Annotated in this window: 24 protein-coding genes and 5 pseudogenes; 12 read left to right on the top strand and 17 right to left on the bottom strand. The window is 60.8% G+C overall.

Going from position 1 to position 26,477, the window contains the following annotated elements; genetic code table 11:
- Positions 1 to 108 precede the first annotated feature (108 nt).
- Positions 109 to 741 carry a helix-turn-helix domain-containing protein gene (locus X743_RS146290; RefSeq protein ID WP_023767653.1) on the top strand — a complete coding sequence of 211 codons (633 nt, stop codon included), beginning with the start codon at positions 109 to 111 and terminating at the stop codon, positions 739 to 741.
- A 50-nt stretch (positions 742 to 791) separates the two neighbouring features.
- A complete protein-coding gene (locus X743_RS146295; protein WP_023767652.1) occupies positions 792 to 1,307 on the top strand; it encodes a GNAT family N-acetyltransferase in 516 nt (171 codons plus the stop codon).
- 36 nt (positions 1,308 to 1,343) lie between these two features.
- Here X743_RS146295 and X743_RS146300 read toward each other — a convergent pair whose 3' ends face one another.
- The 4 genes from X743_RS146300 to X743_RS146315 form a co-directional block, all read right to left on the bottom strand.
- A complete protein-coding gene (locus X743_RS146300) occupies positions 1,344 to 2,510 on the bottom strand; it encodes an acetate/propionate family kinase (RefSeq protein WP_023767651.1) in 1,167 nt (388 codons plus the stop codon).
- On the bottom strand, positions 2,510 to 4,975 hold the full coding sequence (locus tag X743_RS146305) for a phosphoketolase family protein (protein ID WP_023767650.1): 2,466 nt from the start codon (positions 4,973 to 4,975) through the stop codon (positions 2,510 to 2,512). The genes X743_RS146300 and X743_RS146305 overlap by 1 nt, the downstream gene beginning before the upstream one ends.
- A gap of 116 nt (positions 4,976 to 5,091) precedes the next feature.
- A complete protein-coding gene (locus X743_RS146310; protein WP_023767649.1) occupies positions 5,092 to 6,705 on the bottom strand; it encodes an MBL fold metallo-hydrolase in 1,614 nt (537 codons plus the stop codon).
- Positions 6,706 to 6,715: 10 nt separating this feature from the next.
- Positions 6,716 to 7,552, bottom strand: coding sequence for a universal stress protein (locus X743_RS146315; protein ID WP_023767648.1), 837 nt, complete (start codon positions 7,550 to 7,552; stop codon positions 6,716 to 6,718).
- 175 nt (positions 7,553 to 7,727) lie between these two features.
- On the opposite strand from X743_RS146315, the pseudogene X743_RS1000000174145 reads away from it, so the two are divergent.
- Positions 7,728 to 8,094, top strand: a pseudogene (locus X743_RS1000000174145) (hypothetical protein).
- A gap of 347 nt (positions 8,095 to 8,441) precedes the next feature.
- On the opposite strand, the gene X743_RS1000000171095 reads toward X743_RS1000000174145, so the two are convergent.
- The gene (locus tag X743_RS1000000171095) at positions 8,442 to 9,032 is read right to left on the bottom strand and encodes a hypothetical protein (protein ID WP_084555596.1); all 591 of its coding nucleotides are present in this window, start codon (positions 9,030 to 9,032) and stop codon (positions 8,442 to 8,444) included.
- A gap of 152 nt (positions 9,033 to 9,184) precedes the next feature.
- Between X743_RS1000000171095 and X743_RS1000000173565 the strand changes: the two genes are divergently transcribed.
- On the top strand, positions 9,185 to 9,415 hold the full coding sequence (locus X743_RS1000000173565) for a helix-turn-helix domain-containing protein (protein ID WP_245264291.1): 231 nt from the start codon (positions 9,185 to 9,187) through the stop codon (positions 9,413 to 9,415).
- Here X743_RS1000000173565 and X743_RS1000000171085 read toward each other — a convergent pair.
- Complete coding sequence (locus tag X743_RS1000000171085) at positions 9,360 to 9,605, bottom strand: AlpA family phage regulatory protein (protein ID WP_032923330.1); 246 nt, start codon at positions 9,603 to 9,605, stop codon at positions 9,360 to 9,362. The genes X743_RS1000000173565 and X743_RS1000000171085 overlap by 56 nt on opposite strands.
- Before the next feature lie 127 nt (positions 9,606 to 9,732).
- A pseudogene (mobQ, locus tag X743_RS01000000169310) lies at positions 9,733 to 12,845 on the bottom strand (MobQ family relaxase).
- A 160-nt stretch (positions 12,846 to 13,005) separates the two neighbouring features.
- Between mobQ and X743_RS146325 the strand changes: the two are divergent.
- The 4 genes from X743_RS146325 to X743_RS146335 all read left to right on the top strand — a co-directional run bounded on the left by X743_RS146325 (position 13,006) and on the right by X743_RS146335 (position 14,662).
- Positions 13,006 to 13,344 (top strand): conjugal transfer protein TraD, encoded by a 339-nt coding sequence (locus X743_RS146325; protein ID WP_031258164.1) that lies wholly within the window; start codon positions 13,006 to 13,008, stop codon positions 13,342 to 13,344.
- Positions 13,283 to 13,594, top strand: a complete 312-nt coding sequence (locus X743_RS146330; protein ID WP_245264290.1) for a conjugal transfer protein TraD — start codon at positions 13,283 to 13,285, stop codon at positions 13,592 to 13,594. Before X743_RS146325 ends, X743_RS146330 begins: the two co-directional genes overlap by 62 nt.
- A gap of 283 nt (positions 13,595 to 13,877) precedes the next feature.
- Complete coding sequence (locus X743_RS1000000172310; protein WP_156934488.1) at positions 13,878 to 14,135, top strand: hypothetical protein; 258 nt, start codon at positions 13,878 to 13,880, stop codon at positions 14,133 to 14,135.
- Positions 14,132 to 14,662 (top strand): MucR family transcriptional regulator, encoded by a 531-nt coding sequence (locus X743_RS146335; protein ID WP_023767642.1) that lies wholly within the window; start codon positions 14,132 to 14,134, stop codon positions 14,660 to 14,662. Before X743_RS1000000172310 ends, X743_RS146335 begins: the two co-directional genes overlap by 4 nt.
- An 84-nt stretch (positions 14,663 to 14,746) precedes the next feature.
- Here X743_RS146335 and X743_RS1000000173560 read toward each other — a convergent pair.
- From X743_RS1000000173560 to X743_RS146350, 5 genes and pseudogenes are all read right to left on the bottom strand, one after another.
- Positions 14,747 to 14,821, bottom strand: a pseudogene (locus X743_RS1000000173560) (DUF736 domain-containing protein); the annotation flags it as partial.
- Positions 14,822 to 15,362: 541 nt separating this feature from the next.
- A pseudogene (locus X743_RS146340) lies at positions 15,363 to 15,554 on the bottom strand (DUF2958 domain-containing protein); the annotation flags it as partial.
- Positions 15,508 to 15,867 (bottom strand): annotated as a pseudogene (locus X743_RS1000000171080) (ArdC-like ssDNA-binding domain-containing protein); the annotation flags it as partial. The pseudogenes X743_RS146340 and X743_RS1000000171080, both read right to left, overlap by 47 nt.
- 175 nt (positions 15,868 to 16,042) lie before the next feature.
- Complete coding sequence (gene ligD / locus X743_RS146345) at positions 16,043 to 18,130, bottom strand: DNA ligase D (protein WP_245264289.1); 2,088 nt, start codon at positions 18,128 to 18,130, stop codon at positions 16,043 to 16,045.
- 251 nt (positions 18,131 to 18,381) lie between these two features.
- Entirely contained in the window at positions 18,382 to 18,783 is a 402-nt protein-coding gene (locus X743_RS146350) for a hypothetical protein (RefSeq protein ID WP_084555594.1), read from the bottom strand.
- Between the two features lie 228 nt (positions 18,784 to 19,011).
- Between X743_RS146350 and X743_RS08740 the strand changes: the two genes are divergently transcribed.
- The 3 genes from X743_RS08740 to X743_RS0136680 all read left to right on the top strand — a co-directional run bounded on the left by X743_RS08740 (position 19,012) and on the right by X743_RS0136680 (position 20,136).
- A complete protein-coding gene (locus X743_RS08740) occupies positions 19,012 to 19,632 on the top strand; it encodes a hypothetical protein (protein ID WP_245264288.1) in 621 nt (206 codons plus the stop codon).
- Positions 19,622 to 19,756: a hypothetical protein gene (locus X743_RS1000000174000; protein ID WP_023767637.1), complete on the top strand. Its 135-nt coding sequence runs from the start codon at positions 19,622 to 19,624 to the stop codon at positions 19,754 to 19,756. Before X743_RS08740 ends, X743_RS1000000174000 begins: the two co-directional genes overlap by 11 nt.
- A gap of 104 nt (positions 19,757 to 19,860) precedes the next feature.
- On the top strand, positions 19,861 to 20,136 hold the full coding sequence (locus X743_RS0136680) for a hypothetical protein (protein WP_031258156.1): 276 nt from the start codon (positions 19,861 to 19,863) through the stop codon (positions 20,134 to 20,136).
- A 1-nt stretch (position 20,137) separates the two neighbouring features.
- Here X743_RS0136680 and X743_RS146355 read toward each other — a convergent pair whose 3' ends face one another.
- Together X743_RS146355 and X743_RS01000000169305 are read right to left on the bottom strand one after the other, a co-directional pair.
- Entirely contained in the window at positions 20,138 to 20,731 is a 594-nt protein-coding gene (locus X743_RS146355) for an SOS response-associated peptidase (RefSeq protein ID WP_023767635.1), read from the bottom strand.
- A 297-nt stretch (positions 20,732 to 21,028) separates the two neighbouring features.
- On the bottom strand, positions 21,029 to 21,928 hold the full coding sequence (locus X743_RS01000000169305; protein ID WP_245264287.1) for an MFS transporter: 900 nt from the start codon (positions 21,926 to 21,928) through the stop codon (positions 21,029 to 21,031).
- A gap of 111 nt (positions 21,929 to 22,039) precedes the next feature.
- Here X743_RS01000000169305 and X743_RS146360 point away from each other — a divergent pair, with 111 nt between their 5' ends.
- Positions 22,040 to 22,285 (top strand): 4-oxalocrotonate tautomerase family protein, encoded by a 246-nt coding sequence (locus X743_RS146360; RefSeq protein WP_156934486.1) that lies wholly within the window; start codon positions 22,040 to 22,042, stop codon positions 22,283 to 22,285.
- Between the two features lie 386 nt (positions 22,286 to 22,671).
- Here the strand turns inward: X743_RS146360 and X743_RS146365 are convergent, their stop codons facing one another.
- The 3 genes from X743_RS146365 to X743_RS146375 form a co-directional block, all read right to left on the bottom strand.
- Positions 22,672 to 23,733 carry a tartrate dehydrogenase gene (locus X743_RS146365; protein ID WP_023767633.1) on the bottom strand — a complete coding sequence of 354 codons (1,062 nt, stop codon included), beginning with the start codon at positions 23,731 to 23,733 and terminating at the stop codon, positions 22,672 to 22,674.
- Between the two features lie 15 nt (positions 23,734 to 23,748).
- Positions 23,749 to 25,203 (bottom strand): NAD-dependent succinate-semialdehyde dehydrogenase, encoded by a 1,455-nt coding sequence (locus X743_RS146370; RefSeq protein WP_023767632.1) that lies wholly within the window; start codon positions 25,201 to 25,203, stop codon positions 23,749 to 23,751.
- 183 nt (positions 25,204 to 25,386) lie between these two features.
- The gene (locus tag X743_RS146375) at positions 25,387 to 26,379 is read right to left on the bottom strand and encodes an arginase family protein (protein ID WP_023767631.1); all 993 of its coding nucleotides are present in this window, start codon (positions 26,377 to 26,379) and stop codon (positions 25,387 to 25,389) included.
- Between the last annotated feature and the right edge of the window lie 98 nt (positions 26,380 to 26,477).

Here is a 26,477-nt window from a genome sequence, read left to right as displayed (position 1 = left end):
CCAGGCCAGCCTGCTCTGGCTAGGTAGTTTCCCGTAGGGACATAACCGAATTTCGCGATCTGCGGATTCGCGCGATTGCTGTGTCACGGATCAACCAGGAACACAGCCATGTACGCTCAACAGATCGCCAACATTGAACTGCCGACGCAGAGCGCTGTCCACCTCGATGGCGCTCTGGCACAGCCTGTCAGCTTCTTCCCGGCCGGTACCGAGATCTATGCCCAGGGCGAGAAAGCCGGCCCGCTTTATCAAGTCGAATTCGGCGCGGTGCGTGTCTACCGGCTGCTGGCCGACGGCCGCCGGCAGATCAGCGCCTTTCATATGGCCGGAGAGACGTTCGGCTTCGAGGCCGACGCCACGCATCATTTCTTTGCCGAGGCCATCAATGCGACCGGCATCCGCGTTGTCAGGATCGCTGCGGTCGCGGACATGTCCCGGCAGTTGCTGCCGCTGGCGCTCAAGGGCTTGATCAGAGCCCAGGAACATCTGCTGGTCCTCGGCCGCCAGAATGCCATCGAACGGGTCGCCGCGTTCCTGGTCGACATGACGGAACGCCAGGGCGGCTTGCGCCAGGTCGAGTTGCCGATGTCGCGCCTGGACATTGGCGACTATCTCGGCCTCACTATCGAGACGGTATCGCGGGTCTTCACGCGTCTGAAGGACAAAGGCGTCATTCGCCTGCTCGGCCTGCGCAGCATCGAGATCCTCAAGCAGGACGTGCTTTTGGACATGGGCGAATAACCCGCCCTCGCCGCTGCGACGACGCCAGACCACAGACCAAGGACCAGACGATGAACAAGACCCTCACCACCCACACGGGCTTCTGTTTCCAAGTGCGCGGCGCGCGCGCCGAGGACGAGCCGGCACTGGCTGAGTTTTTCACCCATGTGACGCCTGAAGATCTGCGCTTCCGCTTTCTCGGTGCCGTGCGCGAAGTCTCGCATGAGCGGCTGGTGGCAATGACGCGGTCCGATGATGCGCACATCCATAATTTTCTTGCATTCGCACCAGACGGAATGCTGATCGCGGTGACGACACTGGCCAGCGATCCGGCGGACCGGCGGGGCGAGGTCGCCGTCTGCATTCGCGACGACCGCAAGCATCTGGGAGTCGGCTGGGAATTGCTCGCCCACATTGCCCGCTACGCGGATAAGCACGGTCTCGAAACGATCGAGTCGATCGAAAATCGGGAAAACCGCACAGCAATCGAGCTTGAGCGCGAGATGGGCTTCACCGTCACGACGGATCCGGATGACCCTACGCTCGTGCTGGTCCAGCGCAAGCGCGGCGCCAAGTTGCCGAAATAAGGATGCGGCACGCGGATCAAACAGCGGGTAGACCGCTCACAATGTGAGCAGCTCGCGAGCTACAGCCTGTTCCTCGTCAGCCGGAATGACGAGAATGGCGACGCGGGACTTTCGCGCACTGACACTCTCTGCACTTTTCTGGTTCAAGTCCTCATCGAGCTCGACGCCAAGCCATTCGGCTGCCGCGCAGATCTTGTGCCGGATCAGTGGCGCGTGTTCGCCGATGCCAGCGCTGAACACCAGCGTGTCGAGCCCGCCAAGCGCGGCGGCAAGCGAGCCGATCTCACGCCCGATGCGATAGACGAAGAGGTCGACGGCTTGAACCGCCGAAGGCACTTTTGCGCCAAGCAGGACCTGCATGTCTCCAGAAACGCCGGACACGCCAAGCAGGCCGGAACGTTCGTAGAGAAGGCTGGCCAGGTCTTCGCTCGACAGCCTCCTCTCCTGCAGCAGATACAGGATGACGCCCGGGTCCAGCACGCCGCAGCGGGTGCTCATGACGAGGCCGTCAAGCGTCGAAAACCCCATAGTCGTGGCGACACTGCGTCCAGCCTCCATGGCGCAGAGGCTGGCGCCGCTGCCGAGATGAGCGACGATCGCCCGGCCGCCGGCCGCCGCACCGTAGCGCTCGCGCAGCTTCGCAGCGATATGGCTGTAGGACAGGCCGTGAAAACCATAGGAAACGATGCCCGCCTCGGTCATCGCGCGCGGCAGCCCGTAGATCTTGGCAAGTCCTGGGCGGGTCGCATGAAACGCGGTGTCGAAGCACCCGACTTGACGCGCCCGCGGGAGGAGCTCTGCGGCCAGGGCGACGATCCCGAGATTGATCCTTTGATGGATGGGCGCCAGCGGCTCCAGCAGCTGTAATGCCTCGAGCGCGTCCGCGTCGAGCAGCGTCGCTTCGGTGAAGTCGCGCCCGCCATGGACGATCCGGTGCCCGACCCTGTCGATGCGGGCAAGAAGGTTGCGATCGGCGAGGAGCGAGGCGACCGTCGCGAATGCCTTGGCAACATCGATCGGTGCGTCACCCAGGCTGCTGTCGATCTCGGGGGATCCGGCCGCGGCCGCGACGTGCAGGCGCGGATGCTGTCCGAGCGACGAGACGTTGCCGCGCAGCAGCACGGAAAGCTCGGCGCTTGCGTCGAAGACAGCGAATTTCAGGCTCGATGACCCGCCGTTCAGGACAAGGATCGCATCGCTCATTAAGCTGTCCGAATAGCTTTGCGCCGAAAGCCGCTCATCGGCTTGTTGGGCAAGTCTGGCGCTGCATCCGGCCGCTCCTCCCATTTCCAGCCGAGGATCTCCGGCATATCCTGCCCATGAGCCCGAATATAGGCTCGATGCTCAAGCAGCTTGCCTTCCATGTCCTGCATCAGCCCAATATTGGCGCCCTTGACCTTTGGCAGGCGGTCAAGGACGCTCTGGACGAGATGATATCGATCGAGACCATTCAGCACCGTCATGTCGAATGGCGTTGTGGTCGTGCCTTCCTCGTTGTAGCCACGCACGTGGATGTTGTCGTGATTGGTGCGCCGGTAGGTCAGGCGATGGATGGTCCAGGGATAGCCGTGATAGGCGAAGATCACCGGCTTTTCCGTGGTAAACAGGGCATCGAATTCGCGATCCGACAACCCATGTGGGTGATGCTCCTTGGGCTGCAGGGTCATCAGGTCGACGACATTGACCACCCTGATCCTGAGCTCGGGAATGTGATGCCTAAGGATCTGTACGGCCGCCAGCGTTTCGAGCGTCGGGACGTCGCCGGCGCAAGCCATTACGACGTCAGGCTCCTCGCCATTGTCGGTCGAAGCCCAGTCCCATATGCCGATGCCTGTCCTGCAATGAACAATGGCTTTGTCCATTGAAAGCCACTGCCAGGATGGCGGCTTGCCAGCGACGATGACGTTGATGCGGTTCCATGTCTGCAACACGTGATCGGTTACGCACAGCAAAGTGTTGGCATCCGGTGGCAGGTAGACACGCACGATATCGGCTTTCTTGTTGAGGGCTACATCGATGAAGCCGGGATCCTGATGGCTGAAGCCATTGTGTTCCTGATGCCAGACATGGCTCGACAGCAGATAGTTCAGCGACGCAACGGGCCGCCGCCACGGAATGTCGCGGCACGCGTCCAGCCATTTGGCATGCTGGTTGAACATGGAATCGACGATGTGGATAAACGCCTCGTAGCAGGAGAACAGGCCGTGCCGGCCGGTCAGCAGGTAGCCTTCGAGCCAGCCCTGGCACGTGTGTTCCGAGAGGATTTCCAGGACCCTGCCGTCGCGGCCGAGATGAACGTCCTCAGGCAGGATCGTTTCCATCCACGCGCGCTCTGTGACCTCGAACACATCCTGAAGCCGGTTCGATGCCGTCTCATCAGGACCGACGATGCGGAAGTTCTTCGCCGCCTCGTTCAACTCCATGACGGCGCGCAAGAACTTGCCCATCACCCGCGTCGACTCGGCCTTCACCGCGCCCGGCCGTTCTATCGTAACCGCATGGTCATGCACCGCGGGCAGTTCGAGGGACTTGCGCAGCAGGCCGCCATTGGCATGCGGGTTGGCACCCATGCGCCGTGTGCCCTCAGGTGCGGAAGCGCGGATCGAGGCGACAGGAGCGCCGGCAGCGTCGAACAGCTCCTCGGGCCGGTAGCTTTTCAGCCAGTCCTCGAGCAGCTTGAGATGCGCGGGGTTTTCCGCAAGGCTCGACAGGGGAACCTGATGCGAGCGCCAGAAGCCCTCAGTCTTCAGTCCATCGACCTCCTTCGGCCCGGTCCAGCCCTTGGGGCTGCGCAGCACGATCATCGGCCATCTTGGTCGCGATGTGCCTGTTGCGGAACCGGTCCGCGCACCGTGCTGGATTTCTCGGATGCGGTCGAACGCATCGTCGACCACGCTCGCCATCCGCTCATGCATCAGCGCCGGCTCGTGCCCCTCGACGAACAGCGGTTCATAGCCATAGCCGACGAACAGCGCGCGCAATTCGTCTTCTGGGATACGAGCCAGAATGGTCGGATTGGCGATTTTGTAGCCGTTCAGATGCAGGATCGGCAGAACCGCTCCATCGCGCTCAGGATTCAGAAACTTGTTGGAATGCCATGCGGTGGCCATCGGTCCGGTCTCGGCCTCTCCGTCGCCGACGACGCAGGCGACGACGAGATCGGGATTGTCGAAGGCCGCGCCATAGGCATGAGAAAGCGCGTAGCCCAGTTCGCCGCCCTCGTGGATTGAGCCCGGCACGTCGGGCGCCGCGTGGCTCGGTATGCCGCCCGGAAACGAAAACTGCCGGAAGAGTTTGCGCATCCCCTGCTCATCCATCGACATGTCGGGATTGAGCTCACTGTAGATGCCCTCAAGATAGGTGTTCGCTACAATTGCCGGTCCGCCGTGACCAGGCCCGCAGACATAGATCACATTCGCATCCCTGAGCCTGATCACACGATTGAGGTGGGCATAGATGAAACTCAGCCCCGGCGACGTTCCCCAATGGCCGAGGAGGCGCGGCTTGACGTGTTCCAGCCGCAACGGTTCGCGCAGCAGCGGATTGTCGAGCAGATAGATCTGGCCAATCGTCAGATAGTTGGCAGCGCGCCAATAGGCATCGATGTCGCGCGCCTCAAGGTTGGACAGGACGCCACCGGAAGCTGGGTTTGTCGTGTGCTCGGTCATGTCTGGCTCCGTTGTTGGCAACAGTCTTGCGATTTCGACTTGCGCCTGTATCCGTCGACCCGCAGCGAAACGACACAAACGCGTCGGCGCGTGTTCATTTGATCGCTTCGCAGGCATCAAGCATCGTTGCACTCGAGCGCGCGGCGTATGCGCCTGATGACCGCCGCACGTCCCCGCTCGTCGGCCGCGCCACCGACCGCCTCGTTGATGTCCAGGAGAAGGTTTGACAGGTCGTCGTGCCAGTCGAGGCGGGCAACGCTTTCCGGTCTCAGACGGCGGGGCTGGTTGAGTTCGACCGGGAGACTGCCACTGAGCGTCAATTGGAATGCATCATCCAGCCGCGGCATGATGATGCTGCCGTCAGGCATAGTCGATTGCAGCCGCTCGCTGAATCCACGCAGCCCTTCTTCCTCGCCATGGGTGAGGAACACCGCCTGCCTTACCGGACCTCTGGCCGCGACCCACGCAACCAGTTCGACAGCGTCGGCATGACCGGAATAGAGATCGAACAGGCTGATATGCGCCTTGACCTCGACCTCTTCGCCCTGGATACGCACACGCCGCGCCCCATCGAGCAGGATCCTGCCGAGAGAGCCCTGGGCCTGGTACCCGGCGATCATCACCGTAGCATTCCGGCGCCAGAGATTGGCCTTGAGATGATGGCGGATGCGCCCCGCATCGCACATGCCGCTGGCGGCGATCACCACGAAGAAGCCGGTCAGGCGATTGATCGCCTTGCTCTGTTCCACCGTCTCGGTGAAGCGCAGGTCCTTTGAGCTGAGAGCATGGCGCAGCACCTCGCCCCGTTCGATGTCGTCGGCGTGCCGTTCAAAAATCGCGCTGGCGCGGGTAGCCAGCGGCGAGTCGACAAAGACCGGCGCGCTGGGCACGGCACCGGTTCGCATGAGCAGGTGGAGATCGACCAGCAGTTCCTGCGTCCGCTCCACGGCGAAGGAGGGAATGATCAGCGGACCGCTCGCCGCGGCCGCGGCGCGCACCACATCGCCGAGCATGGATCGCCGTTGCTCCGGAGAGACATCCGGGCGATCCCGATTGCCATAGGTCGATTCGCAGATGAGATAGTCGACACCGGCCGGACCTTCCGGATCGGTCTGCAGCAACTTGTGACCAGGCCCGATATCGCCTGAAAACAGAATGCGCATCGGTCTCTTCTGGTGATCCAGATCGATCTCGAGTTCGACCGAGGCAGAGCCGAGCAGGTGACCGGCGTTCCAGAAGCGGGCTCGAAGGCCTTCGGCGACGGTTGTCCATTCGCCGTATTCCAGGGCCCGGAACAAGGTCATGCAGGCGGCCGCATCTGAAAGAGTGTAGATCGGCTCGACCAGCGGCCGACCGCGCCGCGCGTTGCGGCGGTTCAGCTGTTCGACTTCCATTTCCTGGATATGCGCCGCGTCAGGCAGCATCACCGAGCAGAGATCAATCGTGGCGCGGGTCGAATGGATGGGGCCGGAGAAGCCCTGCTTGACCAGCTTCGCCAAGAGCCCGCTATGGTCGATATGCGCATGCGTCAGGATGATGGCGTCAATCGTAACCGGCGGGAACGGAAACTGGCCATAATTCAGTTCCCGTTCCGACTTCGATCCTTGGAACAGGCCGCAATCGACGAGAACCCGCCAGCGGGAGGTTTCGATCTCGTAGCATGAGCCGGTAACACCATGGGCCGCGCCGTGAAAGCGCAGGATAGGATCCGTGCTGCGACCGCCTTGCATACCGCCACGCCTAATGGGAGAGCAGGACAGGGAGGCGCAGATCCGCAAGCACCCCGTCGGTAGCGCCACCGAGCACGAAATCCCTGACACGCGAATGGCCATATCCGCCCATGACTAGGAGCTTGCCGCCGATCTTGAGGGCATGCTCCTGCAGTGCGGCTGCGACCGAACGATCCCCTGCCTGGATCGAGATCGCCTCGGCCATCAGACCACGCGCCCTCAAGCCCAAGGCGAGGCGATCGCCAATGCCTTGGCCCGGAAGCGGCTTTTCGTCGGTGACGGTCACAACCGTAACCCTTGAGGCACGCTTGAGAAACGCCCGCGCATCTGCAACAGCCCTTGCGGCCACCCGGCTGCCATCCCAGGCGATAACGACATGTTCAAAGGATCCCACCTCCGTGGAATCGGGAAGAAGAACGGTCGGTCGGCCCGAGCCGAACAGTATCGCTACAGCCAGCATCCGCGCCGTCTGGTTGGCCGACGCCCAGCCGACCAGGCAGACGTCGAAATAGCGGGAGTGCTCGGCAGCATGATCGCCCATCAGGGCCAGTGGTGCAGCCAATTCCTGCGTGGTCAGGGTCGCGGCGCCTTGCGCGGCTTCCTGCGCAATTGCCTCAAGCAGAGCTTTGCCGTGCTTGCGGCTTGTCGCCTCAGCTTCCGCTATCTTGTAGGGGAGGTCGAGGAGATAGGTTGAGAGCGCATTCGAAACGTCGGGAATATCGACATTGATGGCAACGGCATGAAGCGCCGCTCCGATCTGCTTGACGAGCGCGACCGAGTTTGCCGCGATCTTCAGGGAGTTCGCCTCTGGATAGGTCGCCAGGTAGACAGCTGCCATGAGCTTCATCAGATTTCGCCTCCATTGGAGCAGACCAAATGGCCATCCTTCGCATTTGTAATCGCGGAGGGTGAGGTCGGCTTTGATCCACCGCAAAGGCGGTGGCACGGGTTGGCGAGTGCCGACGCCCTGCGGGTTGCGGCCTTTGCGATGATGGACTGACGTAACGTGCCGTAGTTCGAAGGTGCCAAATGCCTACCCCCACAATCCTCCAGCCGCAGTCAGGCGAGCCCTGCGCAAACTGGGAGCGGATATCCACGATGCGCGCTAGCGGGGGCGGCTTCCAATGCCAGTGGTGGCCGAGCGCGCTTTCCACCTCGCGCTCCACCTTGCAACGGGTTGAGGGCGGCGACACGAATGTCAGCATCGGCATATATGCCGGCGCCCTCCAGGCGCTCGGCCTGCTCGATGGTTTGGGCTAGTTCGCCGATATCGCCAACGACAGCGTCGGCCAGGCGCTGGCAACCGCCGAACTGCCCAAGCATGGCCACCTCAAGCGGTCACCCAGGACGCTTCGTGATGGCCGACTTCGAGGTGAATATCGAGCTTGACGGATGCACGCGCCCTGTCGGCCTGGCACGAAGCAATCGCCACGATCCTCTTCGAATATGACGCCGCAGGCCATCGACGTACTCCTGAAGATTCGACGCAGGATCGACAGCATTACTGCCGACCATCAGGTATGCCAAGAAAACGTGGCTTCTCCATGTCTCGCAATATGTGCTCATGCGCGAGACGAGGGAATTCGCCAAGATGAGCGCTCGCAGAATGGGATAGTAAGGCGTGCTATCGGACATACCTCGCCCTGATCCGCTACTCTGGCTCAAACCTGTCGTAACGAAAGACGCTGGTTTGCACTAAGTCGCGTCGGTTGAATAAATACGGGACCGAAGGAGTTCTATCCTGAGCTGATCCCAGCGACAGGCACCTCCCCAGAACGCAGATCAGGGGCATGCCTTTCCAGGCCAACCAGATCGGTTGCTATCTCCTGATAAAGCCTGCAGTCCGCGTGAACGACCGATCGATCGGGTCGTTCGAACGGCAGGCGCCCGGCGATTTCCTTCAGGTCGGCAAGGACCGAAGCAATATGCGGCCAGGGAAAGTCGGTTGGATCGTCGATGTCGCGGTCTGCACCAGTGATAATATCGAGCTTGGCGACAACGCCGAGAAGCGATTGCGCCTGTACGTGGGGGATTCTGTCTTGAAGCTTCAAGGCAGCAGTCGTGGCCTCGACCTCCGCTTGGCAGGCAATGTGGTAGCCGACTTTTCCATCCGTCGTTTCCGGACTTGCACGGTCCAGAACGCGCCTCTCTAGGCGCTGTTGAAGTCGACAAAGGACCTGCGAAACATGCTGTGCCCGCAGCCATTCTCGCTGCAGCAGGATGGCAGGGTCTGAATCGTCAAAATGTCCAGACTCGTTTGAGATCTGCCGATCGCGGCAGCTGTGCGTGACGGAAGCCAAAGTCGTGCTATTGTCGGAATCAGTCATGATCCGAGCTCCTCGCAGCTTGGGCGTGGCAAGGCTGCTGAAGGTGGTCACAACACCATCAGCAGCCGCAGTAAGCGACCCCATAATCGTATCAGGGTTACGATATCTCAAGTGACGATGCAGATCAACATAAATCGTATCGATGTTACGAAATGAACATCGTCCAGTGCAAAATGGCGCGTGTCGCCCTCGGTTGGGGGACGAGGGACTTGGCTCGGAATGCTGGAGTTTCACCTGATACCGTCGCCCGGTTTGAGCGGGGAGAACAACTAAAAGGCACTACCGTCGCAGCACTTCGGACCACGTTTGAGGCTGCCGGGATCGAATTCATCCCAGAGAACGGCGGCGGCCCTGGTGTTCGTTTGTCTCGCAATCAGAACTAACTGTTTGCCATGCAACTGGATCGCCGACCCATCGATTGACATCGGATTCCCTCCATCCCGCACCGTTGACACTGATCTTGATCTGAGCTGGGAACGTGCCTTCGGCGATCTTACGATAGATGGTTGAGCGGGATAGGCCGGTTCGGGCAAGGACGGTTTTGAGGCGTATGATACGATCCGGCTCGGACATAACTGCCTGCACCTCACTGGTTGTTGCTGATTTCTACTGGGACAGACAGGACGGACCCATGCCGGAGGCAACAAGGTTTGTCGCCTCAGCCGGCTGCGGAGTGGAAACGGCGGCAAATCGGCATGCCTTAGATCCCAACGCCCCGCCCCTTGCCGATGCCATGGCTGAACGCCAGTTCCGCGCCCAAGCGACGACCCGAATCCACGTTGATGCCAAGATCGCGTTTGCGGTTTGCCAGTAGGGATTCAAGCTGCGGATCTCGTTCGAGGCTCTTGGCCATGTCGGACATGGCTGAGCGGGTTGATTTGTAGCCGGACATGTCGCCGGCCTGATATTGCTCCCGTCCCGTCCGGTCGAGCTTTTGCCAACGTTCCACGAAACGGTCGGCGCGGCGGCCGGGATCGAGGTCCATCCCTGTGCGGATTTCGCTCTCAAGCTGGAGAGCGAGCACGATACGATTGACGCGGCCGGCAGCCGCCTCACGAACCAGCTCGGGACTCTTGACGTAGGCCGCTTCGGCATCGCGCCAGCCATGCGGCCGAACCTTCTCGAAAGCGCTGCGGGCATCGTTCAACTCTCGCATCTGCTCGGGACTGCCCTGCCCGTCGGCATTTCCAGTACTGAGGATCGCGTCGATGGCGCGCGCGTGACGCACTAGCGCCTTAGTGCGAGCGCTGCGCAACGCCGCTTCCGTGTCCATCGGAACATTCGTGTCGCGCGGCACTCCGGTGGCGACATTTCCTCTGTCGGGCGTCCGGCCTGCATCTCCGATGTGCGTCCCAACATTTTCCCTTCCCGGCCCGCTCCCACGGTCCTGCATGGGCTCACCGTCTCCGGGCGAGCGCAACCCGTCCAGCAGCCCGCCGATCCCGTCGCGCAGCTTCTCCGGAACGATCCGACGCACGATCTCGACCAGACGCTCGCGGAACGTGATGCCGCGCCGCTCGGCATAGTGTTGCGCCGGGTCGACCTGCTCGTAATCCGACGCCATGTCCTTGGCTCTGTCCCGTGACAACGTTCGGACGAGGCGTTCGCGCGTCGTGAAGTCGTCTCCGCCATAATGCAGATCCATGCTGTCTCGATGCCGCGACAGTGCGACGTAGCTGCCATGCGCATCCATGCCAGGCGTTGCGAGCACATGCGTGCGGTCGACGGTCATGCCCTGCGCCTTGTGAATGGTCGCGGCATAGCCGTGGTCGATGTGGGCATAGTCTTTCAGGTCAAAGTGCACCGACCTCCCATCGTCAACGCGAACCGTCATGCTTTGTTTGCTGACTTCCTCCACGATACCGAGTGTTCCGTTCTTGACGCCGAGCCCGCGCTCGTTGCGCAGGAACATGACCCGGTCGCCGCTGGCGAAGTTTCTTGGGCCGCGTTCCACATCCACCTGAACATCATCTCCGAGATCGCCGGCAATGCGCATACGCTCGCGCGCTGCCTGGTTCAGCGCGCGCACCTCGTCGTTTGTGTGGGTGAGAATGATCCGGCTTGCCTCTGGATGCGCCTGCCTGTCGCGATCCCAGCGCTCGACGAGTTCACCTCGCGCTTCATCGCGCGTTGCAGCCTGATGCACCATGCCTTGCGCATCGTAGGCGCTGATTGCGGCTCCGATCCTGCCGGTTGCCAGATCGCGCGTGGCATCGCGCTGCCAGTCCTCGCGCTGCCGGCGCACCTGACCGATTTCGACACCGCCGTGTCGCTCGTGGATCGAGCGGAATGCAGCGCCGGCTTCGATGGCCTGCAACTGCTGGGGATCGCCGACGAGGACGATCTTTGCGCCAACGCCGGCCGCATGGGAAAGCACGCGCTCCAACTGGCGCGTGCCGACCATGCCGGCCTCATCGATCACCAGNCAACGCCGGCCGCATGGGAAAGCACGCGCTCCAACTGGCGCGTGCCGACCATGCCGGCCTCATCGATCACCAGGACATCGCGGGCGGTGAGCAGATCCCTGCCCTGTCCCCAGCTATGCTCCATACTGGCGATGGTGCGTGACGGGATTCCTGATCCACCTTCCAGAGTCTCGGCGGCAATGCCGGAGAGTGCAGCGCCTCGAACCTCATAGCCAGCCGCTGCCCATGCCTGGCGCGCAACCCCCAGCATGGCGCTCTTGCCCGTGCCGGCAAAGCCGACAACGACACCAAGACCGTGCCCATCGGTGATATGCGCAAGCGCATCGCTCTGCTCGTCTGACAGGACAAGCCCGCGTTGCGCAGCCCGCGCCAGTGCTGCCTCGCGCTGTGCCTCACTTACCGCGTGTCGCTCGTCCAAATCGATACGCTCTGCCGCGCGGTGAAGGCGCTGTTCGGTGTCGATCATCTGCCGGGTGGTGAAGCGATCCTCTCCGCGCCCGTCCTTGCCGAGTTCGACCAGATCGGGCGCGTTGCTGATAGCTGTCATCACCTTGTTGAACTGCTCCACTCCATCGCTGTGCCGATGCGAGAACTTGGCAATGTCTTTTCGGGTGAAGGTCGATTGCTGATGGGTGATGGCATCGAGCGCCACGGATGGATCGGCAATGATGCGCGCGCCATTGTTGCGCGCGATCTCGCGATGCAGTTCGGCGCGATCTGCATCAATGTCGCCAGCAGCAAGGCCGCTGCCCTCGATGCGTTGGGCTGGCGCACCAATCTGCGTTTGCGGCTCCAGCGCAATGCCCTGTGCTTCCAGACTGCGATGATCGATGCGGGCGTCGATGTCGAGTTCGGCCAGGCGCTCATTGGCCAGTTCCGCCCACCGCTCGCGCCAGCGCTCGACCAGCTGGGTAGCATTCCAGTCTCGAACCTTGCCACCAAAACCGTTCTCATCAACCGACCGCATGGCGAGCATGACATGAGCATGCGGCTTGAGACTGCCATCCTCCGCCCTGTCCCAGTGCACATTGAGATCGGCGACCATGCCCTTGCTGACAAACTCGGTCTGAACNGCCAGTTCGATGCCCTGCGCCTGGCTGAGTTCGCGCGGCAGAGCAAACTCCACCTCGCGGGCAAGCTGGGCATCCTTGCGCACCTCGAACGCCTCGACATCGTTCCACAGCCGTTCGCGGTCGCTCCAGTCTTCCGGTGCATCCTCAGGCAACATCACCTCGGAATGGACGACACCGCGCTTGGCTGAGAAGTCCTGCACACGCTCGATCCGCTCGTCGCGCAATCGCGACGCCGAGCGGTAGGCGGCTGACGCCACAGCACTGCTCCCAGCTTTGCGGCCAATGACCTTGACGTGAAGATGATAGATCGCCATCGCGACCAGATCATTTGCACGGTCTATGCCACGTCGGCACGACGTATAAGCGCGCCCTCCCTCAAAAAATTCTCGGGATGGACCAGCCCGTCCCGGGCTGTCTCGGCAACCCTGAAGCCTTCCGGCAGGCCGTCCCCTATCATCGCCACATCGACAATCGATGGAGACAACCATGCGAAAACCGCGGGACTTTGACGCCGAACTGAAGGCGCTGGAAGACAAAGCCAAAGAGCTGAAAACCCGAAAGGTGCAGCAGCTTGGCGAGCTGGTGATCGCCACCGGCGCCGATCAACTCAGCACCGACGAACTGGCAGGCGCACTGGTCGCAATCACCGAGACGAAAGACACCGCAAAGCGTGAGGCGTGGGCCAAGCGTGGAGTGATGTTTTTCGAAAGCAGGTCACGGCGAACTGCTCCGGCACTTGGAAGCAAGCTGCGTGGCGCTTCGGCGCAACCGGGCGGCATTCAATCGCCGGCAGGCGGCTCTGGCCCGCAATGACATGCGCACGTGGCAGGTCGAGCGCCGCAAGCGCACACGGCAGCTCATCGAACTCGGCGGTCTCGTCGTTAAGGCGGGCATCGTCGATCTGACCAATGATGATCGCGCTACCATCTACGGCGCGCTACTTTGGATCTCTGCCAAACTGCAGAGCGATGAAGGCGAGCATGCGCGAGACCTATGGGGCTCGAAAGGCAGGCAGGCGTTCGATGCTGAACGGCGTGAAGAGCGGATGGGCCGGCGAACCTAGCCACAGTTGGCGCGAACAGCGGCTGGCGCGAGCCCGAACAGCAGACTTCGGCCGGTGCGCCAGCCCGACTCCGCAGCCAAGCGCATGCGCAGGAAGCTTCCGCGATCTTCGTCGCTACCGGCGACAATCTTATCTCGCGAGCCTTGATTCAGATGATGAAGGCGCAAGGCTTGAATAGGCAAAGCCCGTCAAAGCAGGCGTTACCCGATGAGCAAATTTCAAATGCCAGATCGTGTTCCCCTCGAAACCTCCCACGCCCCGCGTATGCGATCGTGCGCACTGCGTGTTGACACTCTACAGCCAGGCCAACGGCATTGCTCTGCACAGCCGGAACTGCCGGAAAAACGACGCAACGCTCCTCGTTTTAGATGAGATTGGCAAGGGCAATCCAGCCGATGGGACGACAGAAGCGAAACTTACTCTTGTCATGTTGCGCAAGAGAGGTGGATTTAACAAAGAAATGTACTATTTGCGTCGTGGGCAGGGCAGAAAAATCAAACGTCGCTCAATTCATCCGATACAAAAGAGGGAAATCATATGACCACTGCTCTCGAGCAAGGCAACAAACTGGATACCGTGTCGATAACGGCTGACATTGTCGCCGCCTATGTATCGAACAATCCAGTACCGGTTGGCGAGTTGCCGAAACTAATCGGCGACATCCATGCCGCCCTGAATGGCATCGGCACGCCGGCGGTAGAACCTGTGGTAAAACAGGACCCGGCAGTTTCGATCAAGAAATCGGTGACACCTGACTTCATCATCTGTCTGGAAGACGGAAAGAAATTCAAATCGCTCAAGCGGCACCTTCAGCACTTCAACCTGACCCCCGACGAATACCGACAGAAATGGAACCTGCCGTCCGACTATCCGATGGTGGCGCCGAACTACGCGGCTACCCGGTCGGCTCTGGCGAAATCAATAGGGCTCGGGCGCAAGGCAGCGACGCCCACGTCTGCCGCGGCGGAAAAACGCAAACCGGCCGTGCGGGCGGCGGCAGCGAGAACCACTGCGGCGGCAATCAAGTCGCCGGTGAAGACGGGGCGCAAGGCGCGGGCCAAAGCGTGACCTGGGACATCTGACGAGAGGTCGGCGCCGGGAACTGAATATACCGAAGCCCCGTCTTTCCGGTGGGGCTTCGTGCTTATTGGATTACTCTGCGGTGCGGCGTGACCAGATGAGCGAGAAGTCGCCCTTGGTTTCGATCTCGACCAGACTCGCATAAGTCGGAACGGGACAGCTGGAATCACCGAGCTTGACGGAATGGTACTCGCGCGAGGTCGTCTTCTATGCCGCGCCCCGAACTCGGTGGCACCAGCAAGCAAGCCCGCATTGGGCCGGCCGGCCGCTACCGGCACAGTGAGGCCGGAACCTGGCAATCAGACGACGTGGTACGTTCTTCCTCTTCTTTGGCTGACGGCCGTGGATGCCAGCCGCACTTATTCGCAAGCTGGGTCGGCGCATTGAGCGAGTTGAAGGGTGGCGCGGTACTTATGGAATCCGAGGGCGTCTATTGCATGCCGCGCAAAGTGAGTGCGCCGGAAGGGGAGGCGAGCGAGGTCCGTCTCACCTGAGGTGCCGGTAAGCCATGCTGTTGCAACAATGAGAGTGTTGTTCTATAATAACCAAACAAATTTGCAGAATGAATCATGATTCACAGCCAAATTCTCAATAAATACTACTATATACTGCTGAAATCGCGTAATCTATCTTATGGAACTTGCTAAGCGATAGAAATCAAACAGATACTGTTGAGCCACAGCCGCTCACTGCCCAACTCGGGATAGCCGAGATCGGCGAGACCGAACATTTCGTCGCCATTGGCATTCAATTCGATCGCGAGCCAAACTCCTTCGCCGAGCGGATTGAAGAACTTCACGACCGGTACGTGATCGGCGTTGCGCTCGCGGCCATTCCCGCGCGCGATTCTTCTCATCGTCAGGGATGAACCGGTCAGCATAGACGACGGTGGTGCCGTGTTCGCCCTTGCGGACATGGCCGCCCAGCGATAGCGCCTGGCGGAAAGTCAGCCAGCTCTGGACGGGAAACCCATGCTCGACGACCGCACCCCACAGGATCAGCACATTGATCCCGGAATAGGCGCGCCCGGTCGCGGCGTTGGCCGGCATAGCCAGAGAAGCTTTCGTCGCCGTCGTGCCCCAGGGCTGCACCCAGGGAAAGCGCCCAGCCCCCAGCTCGGCGATGATCTTGTTGGTGATTTCGTCATAGAGGCTTGCCCGGTCGGCGCCGGCGCGAGCGTAGTGTCTGGACATCGCGGTTCTCCGCGACGGGCGCCGGAGGCCCTCCTCCAGCTCTCAACCCGTCACGGCAAACCGGTCCGTACTCTCACTCTAGACGGCGTTGCGGGGTCCTCTCAGAAGGGAGGACGCTCTCGATTTTGGGCAAAGGCGTCGGGCGCCAAAAAGGCAAATGTCGCTGACCATCTTGCTACCGGACTGCGTGGCGGATGCGGTCGGTAAGCGTTTGTTCGACGTCGAAATAACCCACCCAGGCTTCGGGTAGCTGAGCCCGCGCGGCGGCCGCGAAAACATCGAAACCGTTGGCGTTTTCGCAGGTGGGCAACTCCTCCCAGCTGACCGGCACCGCGCACGACGCCCCCGCGCGTGCCCGAGTCGACCAGGGACAGATTGCAGTGGCGCCTTGGCCGTTGCGCAGGTAATCGAGAAACATCCGGCCCTTGCGCTTCGCCTTGCTCATGTTGGCGACGAAACGCGACGGATCTGTACGGGCCAGTAGTTCGGCGAAGTCTTGGCAGAAGCTCTTGACCTCGTCCCAGTTTGCCTCCGGGACGAGCGGCACGACCACATGAACGCCCTTGCCGCCGGACAGCAACGGCCACGACTGCAGTCCAAGCGCTTCCAGAATGCCCCGAATGTCGAGGGCTGCCTGCTTGACGGCCGTGAATCCAAGGCCCTCGTCCGGATCGATGTCGAAGATCATGCGGTGCGGCAGATCCGGCTGCTGGCGACGGCTTCCCCAGATGTGGAATTCGAGCACGTTCATCTGAACGCCTGCGATCAGCCCAGCCAAGTCATCGACCCACAAGATGCGGCTTTCCTTCCCGGACATCTTCCCCAACTGGCCGTCATGGATGGCCTTGGGCATGCCTGGCAGTCTGTGCTTCTGAAAAAAGGTCTGCTGAAGGTCGCCGTCGGTATCGCGCACCAGCGACAGAGGCCGATCCTGGATGTGCGGCAGCATCTTCTCGGCGACCACGGCGTAGTAGGCGGCGAGCGTGGCCTTGGTCACCTTGGTCCCCGGATACATGACCTTGTCGGGATGCGTCAGTTTGACGCCGACAGCAGCAGCGATCTCCTTGCCGATTCCCGGATCGAGATTGGCGGGGCCAAGAGTTGCCGCCGTCTTTGTCATTTCCATCACGACCTGGTCGGCTGGCTTGTCTTCGCGCATGCCCTCAAAGCTTGGATGTCGCAAGCTGCCGTCCGGTGTCACTTCGGCATAGGTGACTTCGGCGACAAGCTCGGGCCTCACCCACCGAGCACGGCGGGCAATGTCCCTCGGAACAGAAGCGAAAGCCGGTTTCTCAACGCTGCGTCTCTCGAGCTTCGCCAGGATGTCCTTGCGCATCGCCGCGGTGAACCCCGTGCCGACACGGCCGCGATAGATGAGTTTGCCATTGTCGTAAGTGCCGAGGATGAGCGAGGCCATGCCATGTCCTGTGTCACTCGGGCGATAGCCGCCGACAACGAATTCCTGTCGCTTCGTGCACTTGATCTTGAGCCAACTCCTGGTGCGATCGCCGACGTAGGAACTGTCGGCGCGTTTGGCGATGATACCTTCGTGGCCGCCCTCGCACATGGCGTCGAACACCCGTTTGCCCTGGTCGACGATGTGGCTGGAGAATTGCAGGCAGTCGTCTGGCAGGCGAGTGCCCAGCAGGGACTCCAGCCGCTCCTTGCGCGCGAGGAGCGGCTGGTTCGACAGATCTTGGCCATCCAATTCAAGCAGGTCGAAGGCGTAGAATTTGAGCGGCAGACCCGCGGCAATGCCGGTTTTCAGCATGGAGAAGTTCGTGCGGCCCTGGCTGTCGATGGCGACGATCTCACCGTCGATCAGCACCGCGCCCTTTGTCAGTCTCTGAAGCGGCGGCAGGATGACCTTGAACTGTCGGGTCCAGTCGTGGCCATTGCGGGTATAGACGACGACGTCCGAGCCGGAGATGGCGACTTGGGCACGATAGCCGTCGAACTTCATCTCGAAAAGCCAATCCCCGCCCACCGGTATTTGGTCTGTCAATGTGCAGAGCTGGAACGACCGAAACCCCGGCAGCGGATATGCAGGGATAGATTCTGAGTCTCTGCGCCGTGTGCGCCTTTTGCTGATGCTTAGGGTGCCATCTACAGGCGACATGCGGAACTCGGTTACATAGTCCGATTCAATACCCTGCCCCGCAGTTCGGTTCCATCCCCAAGCATCTACGCGCCGGCGACCGTGGCGCTCTAAGGAAGAACGGCGTATAAGCCGCAGTCCTGCGCGCGTCCGCAACAGCGGCATTGTCGCGCGCTGGACGGAGGAAATTCGCCCCCGCCGCGGGCGGTGAACGGGACAGCCGTAGGAGCGTCAGCATAGCGCCGGCCGCAGGACGGGACGCGGGACCGACTGTCCCCGTCCGCGGCGGTCCGTATGGTTTGCGTTCAGGATATGGATGCGACCGGCATCGTTCGCGCGCATCGGCGACGCTAGGATTGGCCGGTACAGTGGCATTGCCTGATGAATCAATCAGGTTGTGCTCCCTTCGGCTCTCCTCAATTGCGTGGCAGCTTGTGAATTTCAAGCCGGACAGGCCCGCCCCTGTCACAACTCGTGCAGAAAAGCGCTCGCTCGACCGAGCTGAACAGAGCGTCTTTTCCATAGCGTTGGATCAGCCCGGCCGGCTTTACCGTGGCATGGTGCGAGCAGGATCTGCACCAGGCCCGCAACACATGCCATTCGCGAAGATCGCCGAGCGCCACATCGAGGCCGGCATGTACGCTGCCATCGATGATGGTCTGCGGCGGGATCTTCACCTCGCCCGGCGTCAGGATTTTCTCCATCACGTGCCGACTGTTGTAGTGGATCAGCAACATGCCCGGGCGGCGCCGGATGGCGGCTTGCCAGGCTGCCTGACTCACAGTTGAATCGGGGGAACGCGAAATGGTCTCCGCCAAAGCCTGCTCCTCGCGATCCCAGACCTCGATCCGAAAATTGTCTTCCGCTGTCTTTGCCATAGCTTCGCCGGCCAGCGCGATTGACGCCGAGCCATGGTCCCTTGCTGCTCCAGATCACGCTGAAATAAGGAACATATTCCTCTCCCGTCAAGGGCACGCTTGACTCTTTGTTCTCACTTTGTTCACATGGCTGGATTAGGTCATACGAGGCGAACGATGGAACTTCGCTTGAACATCGAGGACGCAACACCCCAAGAGCTCGCAAGAGGCATCGCCGCAGGCGAAGCCGTGTTTGCGCGCGCCGGCATCACAGCTTTGCAAGGAGCGGAAGGGCTGTTTGCATTGGAAGGGTGGGATATCAAAGGTTTCCCAGAAGACGACAAGCCTACCGAGGATGAGGACCAGGCTGCTTCAGTCTGGATGGAAGCAGACAAGGCTGCGGCAGCGGCTTGTTGTGCGGGCTGGCCGGAGGAAAAAGTCCCGCACCACCAGGTCATGGAACTGGTCAATGTTCCCCGCACGAAGCTGCAAGCTGAGGCCATTCCAGACACCTGGCCAGAGCGGAAGCAGCTCTATCCTGACGTCGTCAAGCGGCTGGAGATCACGACCGGCCCAGACCGCCAGATCGATTTCGATATTGCCTTCGTTCTCGGTTGGGTTCCCGACCGGCCAACGCTGGATCGCGTTGAGCCTCTATCGGAAGAGGGAGACCGAATCCCCTTCTTCACCAGCGACCTTGCCCAGGTTGAAGAGATGGCGCGCAAGGCGCTCAAGGACTGGACAATCGAGATTGACCGGGGTCCATGTGACGCCCACGTTTTCGACCCGGCGGCCAGCGATGAACGATGATGAATTGCGCATGGCGGCATGGCGTAATTTCGACGGCTCCTTGTATATGGAAAAGCCGCCGGCAAATCCTGCAATCGCGCTGACGCTGGCCATGATGCGCGGCCAGTCCATGCATTTCGAATAGTGGTCAAACGCAGTCGGGGCTTACCAACACCATCGGTCATCGACCGCGACTGGCCACACCAAGTTGCGCTGCTGGACGACCTCTGCACGGATCGGAATTTCACGATGATCGCGAAGTTCTGCCAGGAACGAGGGCTTAAACACCAGACACGCCATGTGCAGGCGGTATGGCCGAACGGCAAATATGAAACCTATCGGCTGCATTGCTTCAGGGACGCCGCATCTGCAGAGGCCTTTCTGGATCACTTTGAGGGGCTGAGGTTTGATCCGAGGCGGGATCGGGAGAATGGAAACGTGCGAGGCGTCTGGCGTCGCGCGGGCGAATACCGGCGGGTTCTCGATCTCGGTCCGCTCAGCGTACCAGAGATTCTGCGCAGCTGAGTCACGAGCTTTCGGGGCGAACTGTTTCGACCGAGAGTGAGCCTGCCGGAAGCGGCCGCAAAAGCTCAGCCTCAGGCTTTGTCAGACTGATCCAGGTCGCCCAATTCTCCGGCTGAAGGACCACGACCTGACGATTGTGATATGGCGCGACATCCGGCCCGGGATCGGTCGTCAGCATGGTGAATGTGGGCGGCTTGTTGCTGACAGCCTCACGCCAAAGCCCCGCGATGGCCATGAACGGAGAGCCGTTGAGCGTGAAGCGATGTTTGGCCTTCGGATATTTTGTGCCCGTGAACTCGAAGAACGCGGACGCAGGAACGAGGCAGCGTTTGCTGTTTCCGAACTGCCGACCTTCGGAGCGGAAGTTGAACACTGGGCCGCCCTTTGGTCCGGTCGGCGGAAACCCGAACGTCATCGATGCCAGTTCGATTGTGTCATCAGCGGCCCGCATTATCGGCGCTGGATCGTTGATGCGGACGTCGTCCGCCTGTGGCAAATCGAGTTCGGTCTGGTGGCTGGGGATTTTGAGCGCCAGCGACGCCATCATCCGGCAATATTCAGCCCAGAGTACATGCTGCTCGTAATCGTTGCACATGGGAGGCTCCGGACTTGGGCGGGCTCTTTATGGTAACGCTATCGAGGGCACGTTGAAAGCGGATCGGCGCTTAACTGAATGGATCCCGCTCAACGGGATGTCCACCTCTTTTGCGGCGCCAATGAAGGCGCTTGCTGGCATCTTGCCGTCGTCAGTAGGCATCCAGACAGTTACACCCGAGTTTGGTGGACGGTCAGAAGGTCGTGTAAAAATGGAGGGCTAATCTCTGTGCGATCACGCGCATTTCCCGAGGCGAGCTATTCGCCCTTGCCTCTGGAAGAATCCGACAGCGGGAACCTAGTTAGTCTGGACCTGAAATCCCCGTCGACTGACAAGCAGCCATCCCAACACGCATGCCAAGGCGACGTTGATCAGCGCCAGGCCGGAAAGTGTCGTCAGCGTGCAGTAAGCGCCGAAGCGCTCCAGAAGCAATGCACCAAGGGATGGCGCCGCTGCCTGAGCAATCAGGCTCGGCATAGCAAGGCGCCCCATCAACTTGGCATAACCATCAGAGCCATACATTGCGAGCGGCAAGGTAGCACGCGCGATGGATTCCAGGCCTATGCCCGCCCTGTAGAACGCGAGCGCCAACGGCACGATTGGCATGCCAGCCCAGAGCACCGAGACGCCGATTGCGACGAAGGTGATCGACGCGAACTTGGTCCAGATCGGGTGATGAAAGCGCGCCTCGATCGTCCGGGCAGCCACCCGAGAGGGGCCGACGAGTGTCCCGAGCCCCACGGCCGCAGCGAGGGTCGTGCCGCTTCTTTGCAGGATCGTCAGCAAGTGCACCGACAGGGTCGAAGAGATGACGGCTGCAATTGTCAGGGTCGCGGCCAGGACAACCATAATCGCGATGTTTCGGCCGATTGGCAGAACAGACGTCGCTGCCGCATTCGGTCCGGCTCGGGCGGCCGGTGAAGGCCCGCCGCTAGGCAGGATCACCAAGTAAAGCGGCAGAGCGACGAACAGCTGCACTGCGGCGTAGACCAAACAGGTGCCGCGCCATCCGATCTCTCCCAGAAGAAGGCCGAGATCGGCCAGCAGATTGTGCTCGCGAAGCCGCCAAACAGGGTGCGCGTGGTGATGGTGGATCGCGCCCCGTGGCCGCAGAGCCGGCCAAGAGTCCCGAACGCGGCATCGTAAAGCCCGCCCCATCCCGAGGCCGATAACCAGCCAGGCGATGATGTACGCCACCAAGGTCGGCGCTACCGCACCGCGGCAAGCGCTGATCAGCTAATATCTCAGTTTGAAATTTGAAATATGCGAAAGCGCCTATCCGGTTTGCCCCCATAGGTGCAAACGCCTATGTGTTTAGCAAAGGATAGGAGGCAGCCGTTGCCATACGTGAAGGTCGAGATCGCAAAGGGGATCGCCAGCGTCGAGCAGAAGCGCGCCGTGATCCGAGGTATGACGGATGTGCTAGTGAAAGAGCTTGGACGCGATCCCGAATACATATTTGTCGTCATCGACGAAGTGGACACCGACAATTGGGGACGCAAGGGGCAGTCGCTTACTGAATTGTGGAGGGAGCGCGATGCCGACCGGACTTAAGGGCCAGAGGCGCCCCCGATGTAACCGGAAACGCGCCGTCCGCGTCATGCGCATTGCCACCGGGAGCAAGCCATGCGCATTGCCACCGGGAGCAAGCCGACGAGCTGATCGATGGCCGCAAAGACCCGGCTGCGAAGACCATCGGCCCCAACGGATCATGTTTGAGGAACCTGGGACAGCCGGCCAGTAGTCCCAGGTGTTCCCACGCCCGGGGGCCCACCACCTTCCCGCGTAGACTAGTTGGCTGCAGGGCCGCTTGGAGCGGTCGCCAGCGCGTTTCCCTCTGGCCTCTGAGATCGTTTGCACATACCACTATTGCGAACGACGGCGTTTGTGCGTGGCTTGCTGAATTCGACTAGGTCACCGTGGGCCGGTCAGTCTTCAGTCTAGGTGGGTCGCTCAATCGCCGCCAACACAGCGAGCGAAACCTCCGTGGTCGAAGACGTGCCGCCCTGATCAGGCGTGCGTCTTTTCTTTTGTGATGTGACGCTCTCTATGGCCGATAGGATCGCAGCCGCAGCTGCCCGCTCACCCAGATGCTCCAGCATCAACGCGCCACTCCATATCGTGGCGATAGGATTTGCGATTCCCTTGCCAGCTATATCGGGGGCAGAACCGTGAACCGGTTCGAACATCGATGGTACGCCGCCGTTTGGATTGATGTTGGCTGACGCGGCAAAGCCCAAGCCACCCTGGATGGCTGCGCCCAGATCGGTCAGGATGTCACCAAAAAGGTTTGAGGCGACGACGACATCAAGGGCCTGCGGGTTCATTACAAAACGGGCAGCGATTGCGTCGACGTGATAGCGGGTTACCTGGACATCAGGATAGCCTGCCGCCAGTTCGTCGGTCACTTCGTCCCAGAACACCATCGAATATTTTTGAGCGTTTGATTTTGTAACCGAGGCAAGCCGACCGCTGCGTTTGCGTGCTTGCTCGAACCCGTATCGCAGAATCCGCTCCACACCCCGACGTGTGAAGATGGATGTCTCCACGGCTACTTCATCTGGGGTCCCGACGTGGATGCGCCCGCCGGCACCGCTGTACTCACCCTCGGTGTTTTCCCGGATGCACAGAATGTCGAAGTTTTCCGATCTTAATGGCCCCATCGTGCCGGCAAGAAGTTTGTGAGGTCGCGCGTTCACATATAGATCGAACGCCTTGCGGATTGGGAGAAGCAGCCCGTGCAGGGAAACCGAATCCGGTACTCGGGATGGCCAGCCGACCGCGCCCAGCAGAATGGAGTCGAACGCTCTCAAAGTCGCTATGCCGTTTTCCGGCATCATTCGGCCATGCTTTAGATAATAGTCACACGACCAGTCGAAGCGCTGCGGCGAGAGGCCGAAGCCGAATTTTCTGGCCGCACCCTCAAGCACGACCCATGCGGCATTAGTCACATCGACGCCGACGCCGTCTCCGGGGATGAGCGCGATTTTATAGTCTTTCATGCTCTTGCCTCCGGCTTACAAACCGAGACCGCCGACGCACACATATTTGACGTCCAGATAGTCATCGAGCCCGTATTTCGATCCTTCTTTGCCGACGCCCGATTCCTTCAGTCCTCCGAACGGCGCGACCTCCGTCGTGATCAATCCCTCGTTGACGCCGACAAGGCCGTATTGCAGGCGCTCGGAAACACGAAAGGCCCTCCCGAGATCCTGCGTGTAAAAATAGGCGGCCAGCCCGTACTGGGTATCGTTAGCCAGGCGAACGGCCTCGTCCTCGGTCTCGAATTTGAAGACCGGCGCTATGGGGCCGAAGATTTCATCGCGCGCAAAGTCCATTGTCGAATTCGCTTCGGCGAGAACCGTCGCCTCATAGAAGCGGCCACCCTTCGAATGTCGTCTGCCGCCCGTGACAACGCTGGCACCCTTGGCAAGGGCGTCACTCATGAACGCCTCGACCTTGGCTACAGCGGCATCGTTGATCAACGGACCCAAAGTCGTACTGCTTTCCAGTCCAGAACCAACGACAAGATTCCGCGTCGCGGCCGCAAAAGCGTCGAGAAAGCGATCATGGATACCAGCCTGCACGTAAAGCCTGTTGGTGCAGACGCAGGTCTGACCCGCATTGCGGAACTTGGCGGCGATGGCGCCCGCGACCGCACGGTCAAGATCGGCATCGTCAAAAATCAGGAACGGGGCGTTGCCGCCGAGTTCCATCGAAACCTTCTTGACGGTTTCGGCAGCCTGCTTGAGCAGGCGTTTTCCAACATCAGTGGAGCCGGTGAAGGTAATCTTGCGCACCAGGGGATTTGACGTCAGTTCGCCGCCGATCTCGGGTGCGCTGCCGGTCAGAATGTTGATGACGCCCGCAGGGATGCCAACCTGTTCCGCGAGCACACCCCAGGCGAGCGCCGAATAGGGCGTCACACTGGCTGGTTTGGCAACGACCGTGCATCCCGCGGCAATGGCAGGACCAATCTTTCGGGCCAGCATCGAAGACGGAAAGTTCCAGGGTGTGATGGCGCCGACGACACCCACCGGGTTCTTCGTCACCAGTATACGACGGTCAGCCCAGGGCGAAGGAACCGTGTCTCCGTAGACGCGCCGAGCCTCCTCGGCAAACCACTGGATGTAGGCAGCACCCGTCGCGATCTCGCCCTTGGCCTCGGCAAGCGGCTTGCCCTGCTCCCGGGTGAGAAGTTCGGCCAATGCATTCTGGTGGTCGAGAAGTGCCGTCGAAAGATCGCGCAGCATTCTCGCCCTGGTCGATGCAGTCGTCTGGCTGAAATTGGCGAACGCCGCCGCGGCGGCGTCGATCGCTCGTTTGGTCTCGGCCGCGCCAGCATTGGGGACAATGCCGATGATTTCGCCACTTGCCGGATCAATGACGTCGAGCGTCCTGCCATCGTCCGCAGATGTCCACTGACCTCCCACCAGGATCTGTTCGCGGCGGAAATCGCTCCATGAACTCATTGATCTAGTCCTCTTTCCGAAAAAAATGTGATCTTGATATTTTGGAGACGTAGGCGACTAATCGACAAAGATATGAGTGCGCCAATGAAGCCGGCGGCGGAACGGCCCTCTACCTTCGGGGCGGGGGTGGTAGAATGTTTCGGCGGTCTTTAGAGTGATCGACGCGGTGGCTTCGTCCGACGTCTAAACCGACGGCTTCTTCAATATTGAGCCGATGGCCAGCGATATGATCCGCCCCGCAGTCAATGCGGAATTGCCGTCCGGATCTTTCGACGGAACAAATTCCACGGCTGCAATGCTGCAGATCGTCGCTTTCGCCGCTACACCCTTTATAAGGTCCACGACCTCCCAGTATAACAGTCCGCCTGGCGCCGGAACAAATACCGCGGGCATGATTGTCGGGTCGAGCCCGTCAAAGTCCAGGTTTATGTGGACATTGGACCCGGAAGGAATGGCATCGACGATGGGCTGAATGCCTTTTTGACGGACGACCTGTGCCGGAAAGAACCTCACGCCCCAAGCTTTTGCATCGGCGATTTCCTGGGGCCCGGCCGAACTTAGGCCGCGTGCGCCAACCTGCACCAGGTTGGCGACATGGGGTTCTTCGGACGCGCGCCGCATGACACTGGACAGGCCATAGCGCTCCCCTGCGACCTCGTTGCGCCAGTCGATGTGGGCGTCGATCTGTAGAATGGTCAGGTTGGCTTTAGCCGACAGCGCCTTGATGACGGGAACCGGAACCGAATCATCGCCGCCCAGCACAACCGGTATGGCGCCCTTTTCGACGATTTTGGCTATGGCGGCGTGGATGAGCTTCCGATTCTCCTCAGGCTTGTCAACGCGGGTTGGCAGATCTCCGTAATCACAGACGCGATCCTCCGCACTGCAAAACGGCAGTCCATCCAGATCCCAGTCATATCGATCTTTCGTTGCCGACCAGATAGCCAGCCCGTCGCGAATTGCGCGCGGTGCATCCAGATTTGCCTGGGTGTATTCGACGGCGCCCGGATAAGGCGTAGCGCATGGGATTCCGAGAACAACAATCTCGGCGTCAAGGTCGTCGAGATTATTGCACGCTGCGACGCCCATGAATGTATCGGAACTGGCGGTCCCCAGCATCGGCATGACGCTTCGGGGCTTCAGTGCGCTTTCCATATCGGCAACCTCGTTGGCCATCTCTGAACGGGCTGCCTGCCTAGTGCGCGCTGTTGAGTTTTGCGGCGACGGTTTTCTGGAAGTTGTGGAGAGCGACCTCCCAGTGCGGAGAGAAGCGG

It is taken from the genome of Mesorhizobium sp. LNHC232B00, from assembly GCF_000502435.1.
Classification (GTDB): domain Bacteria; phylum Pseudomonadota; class Alphaproteobacteria; order Rhizobiales; family Rhizobiaceae; genus Mesorhizobium; species Mesorhizobium opportunistum.
The sequence above is the reverse complement of the archived record's forward strand: the minus strand, read 5'-3'. Positions and strand labels throughout refer to the sequence as shown.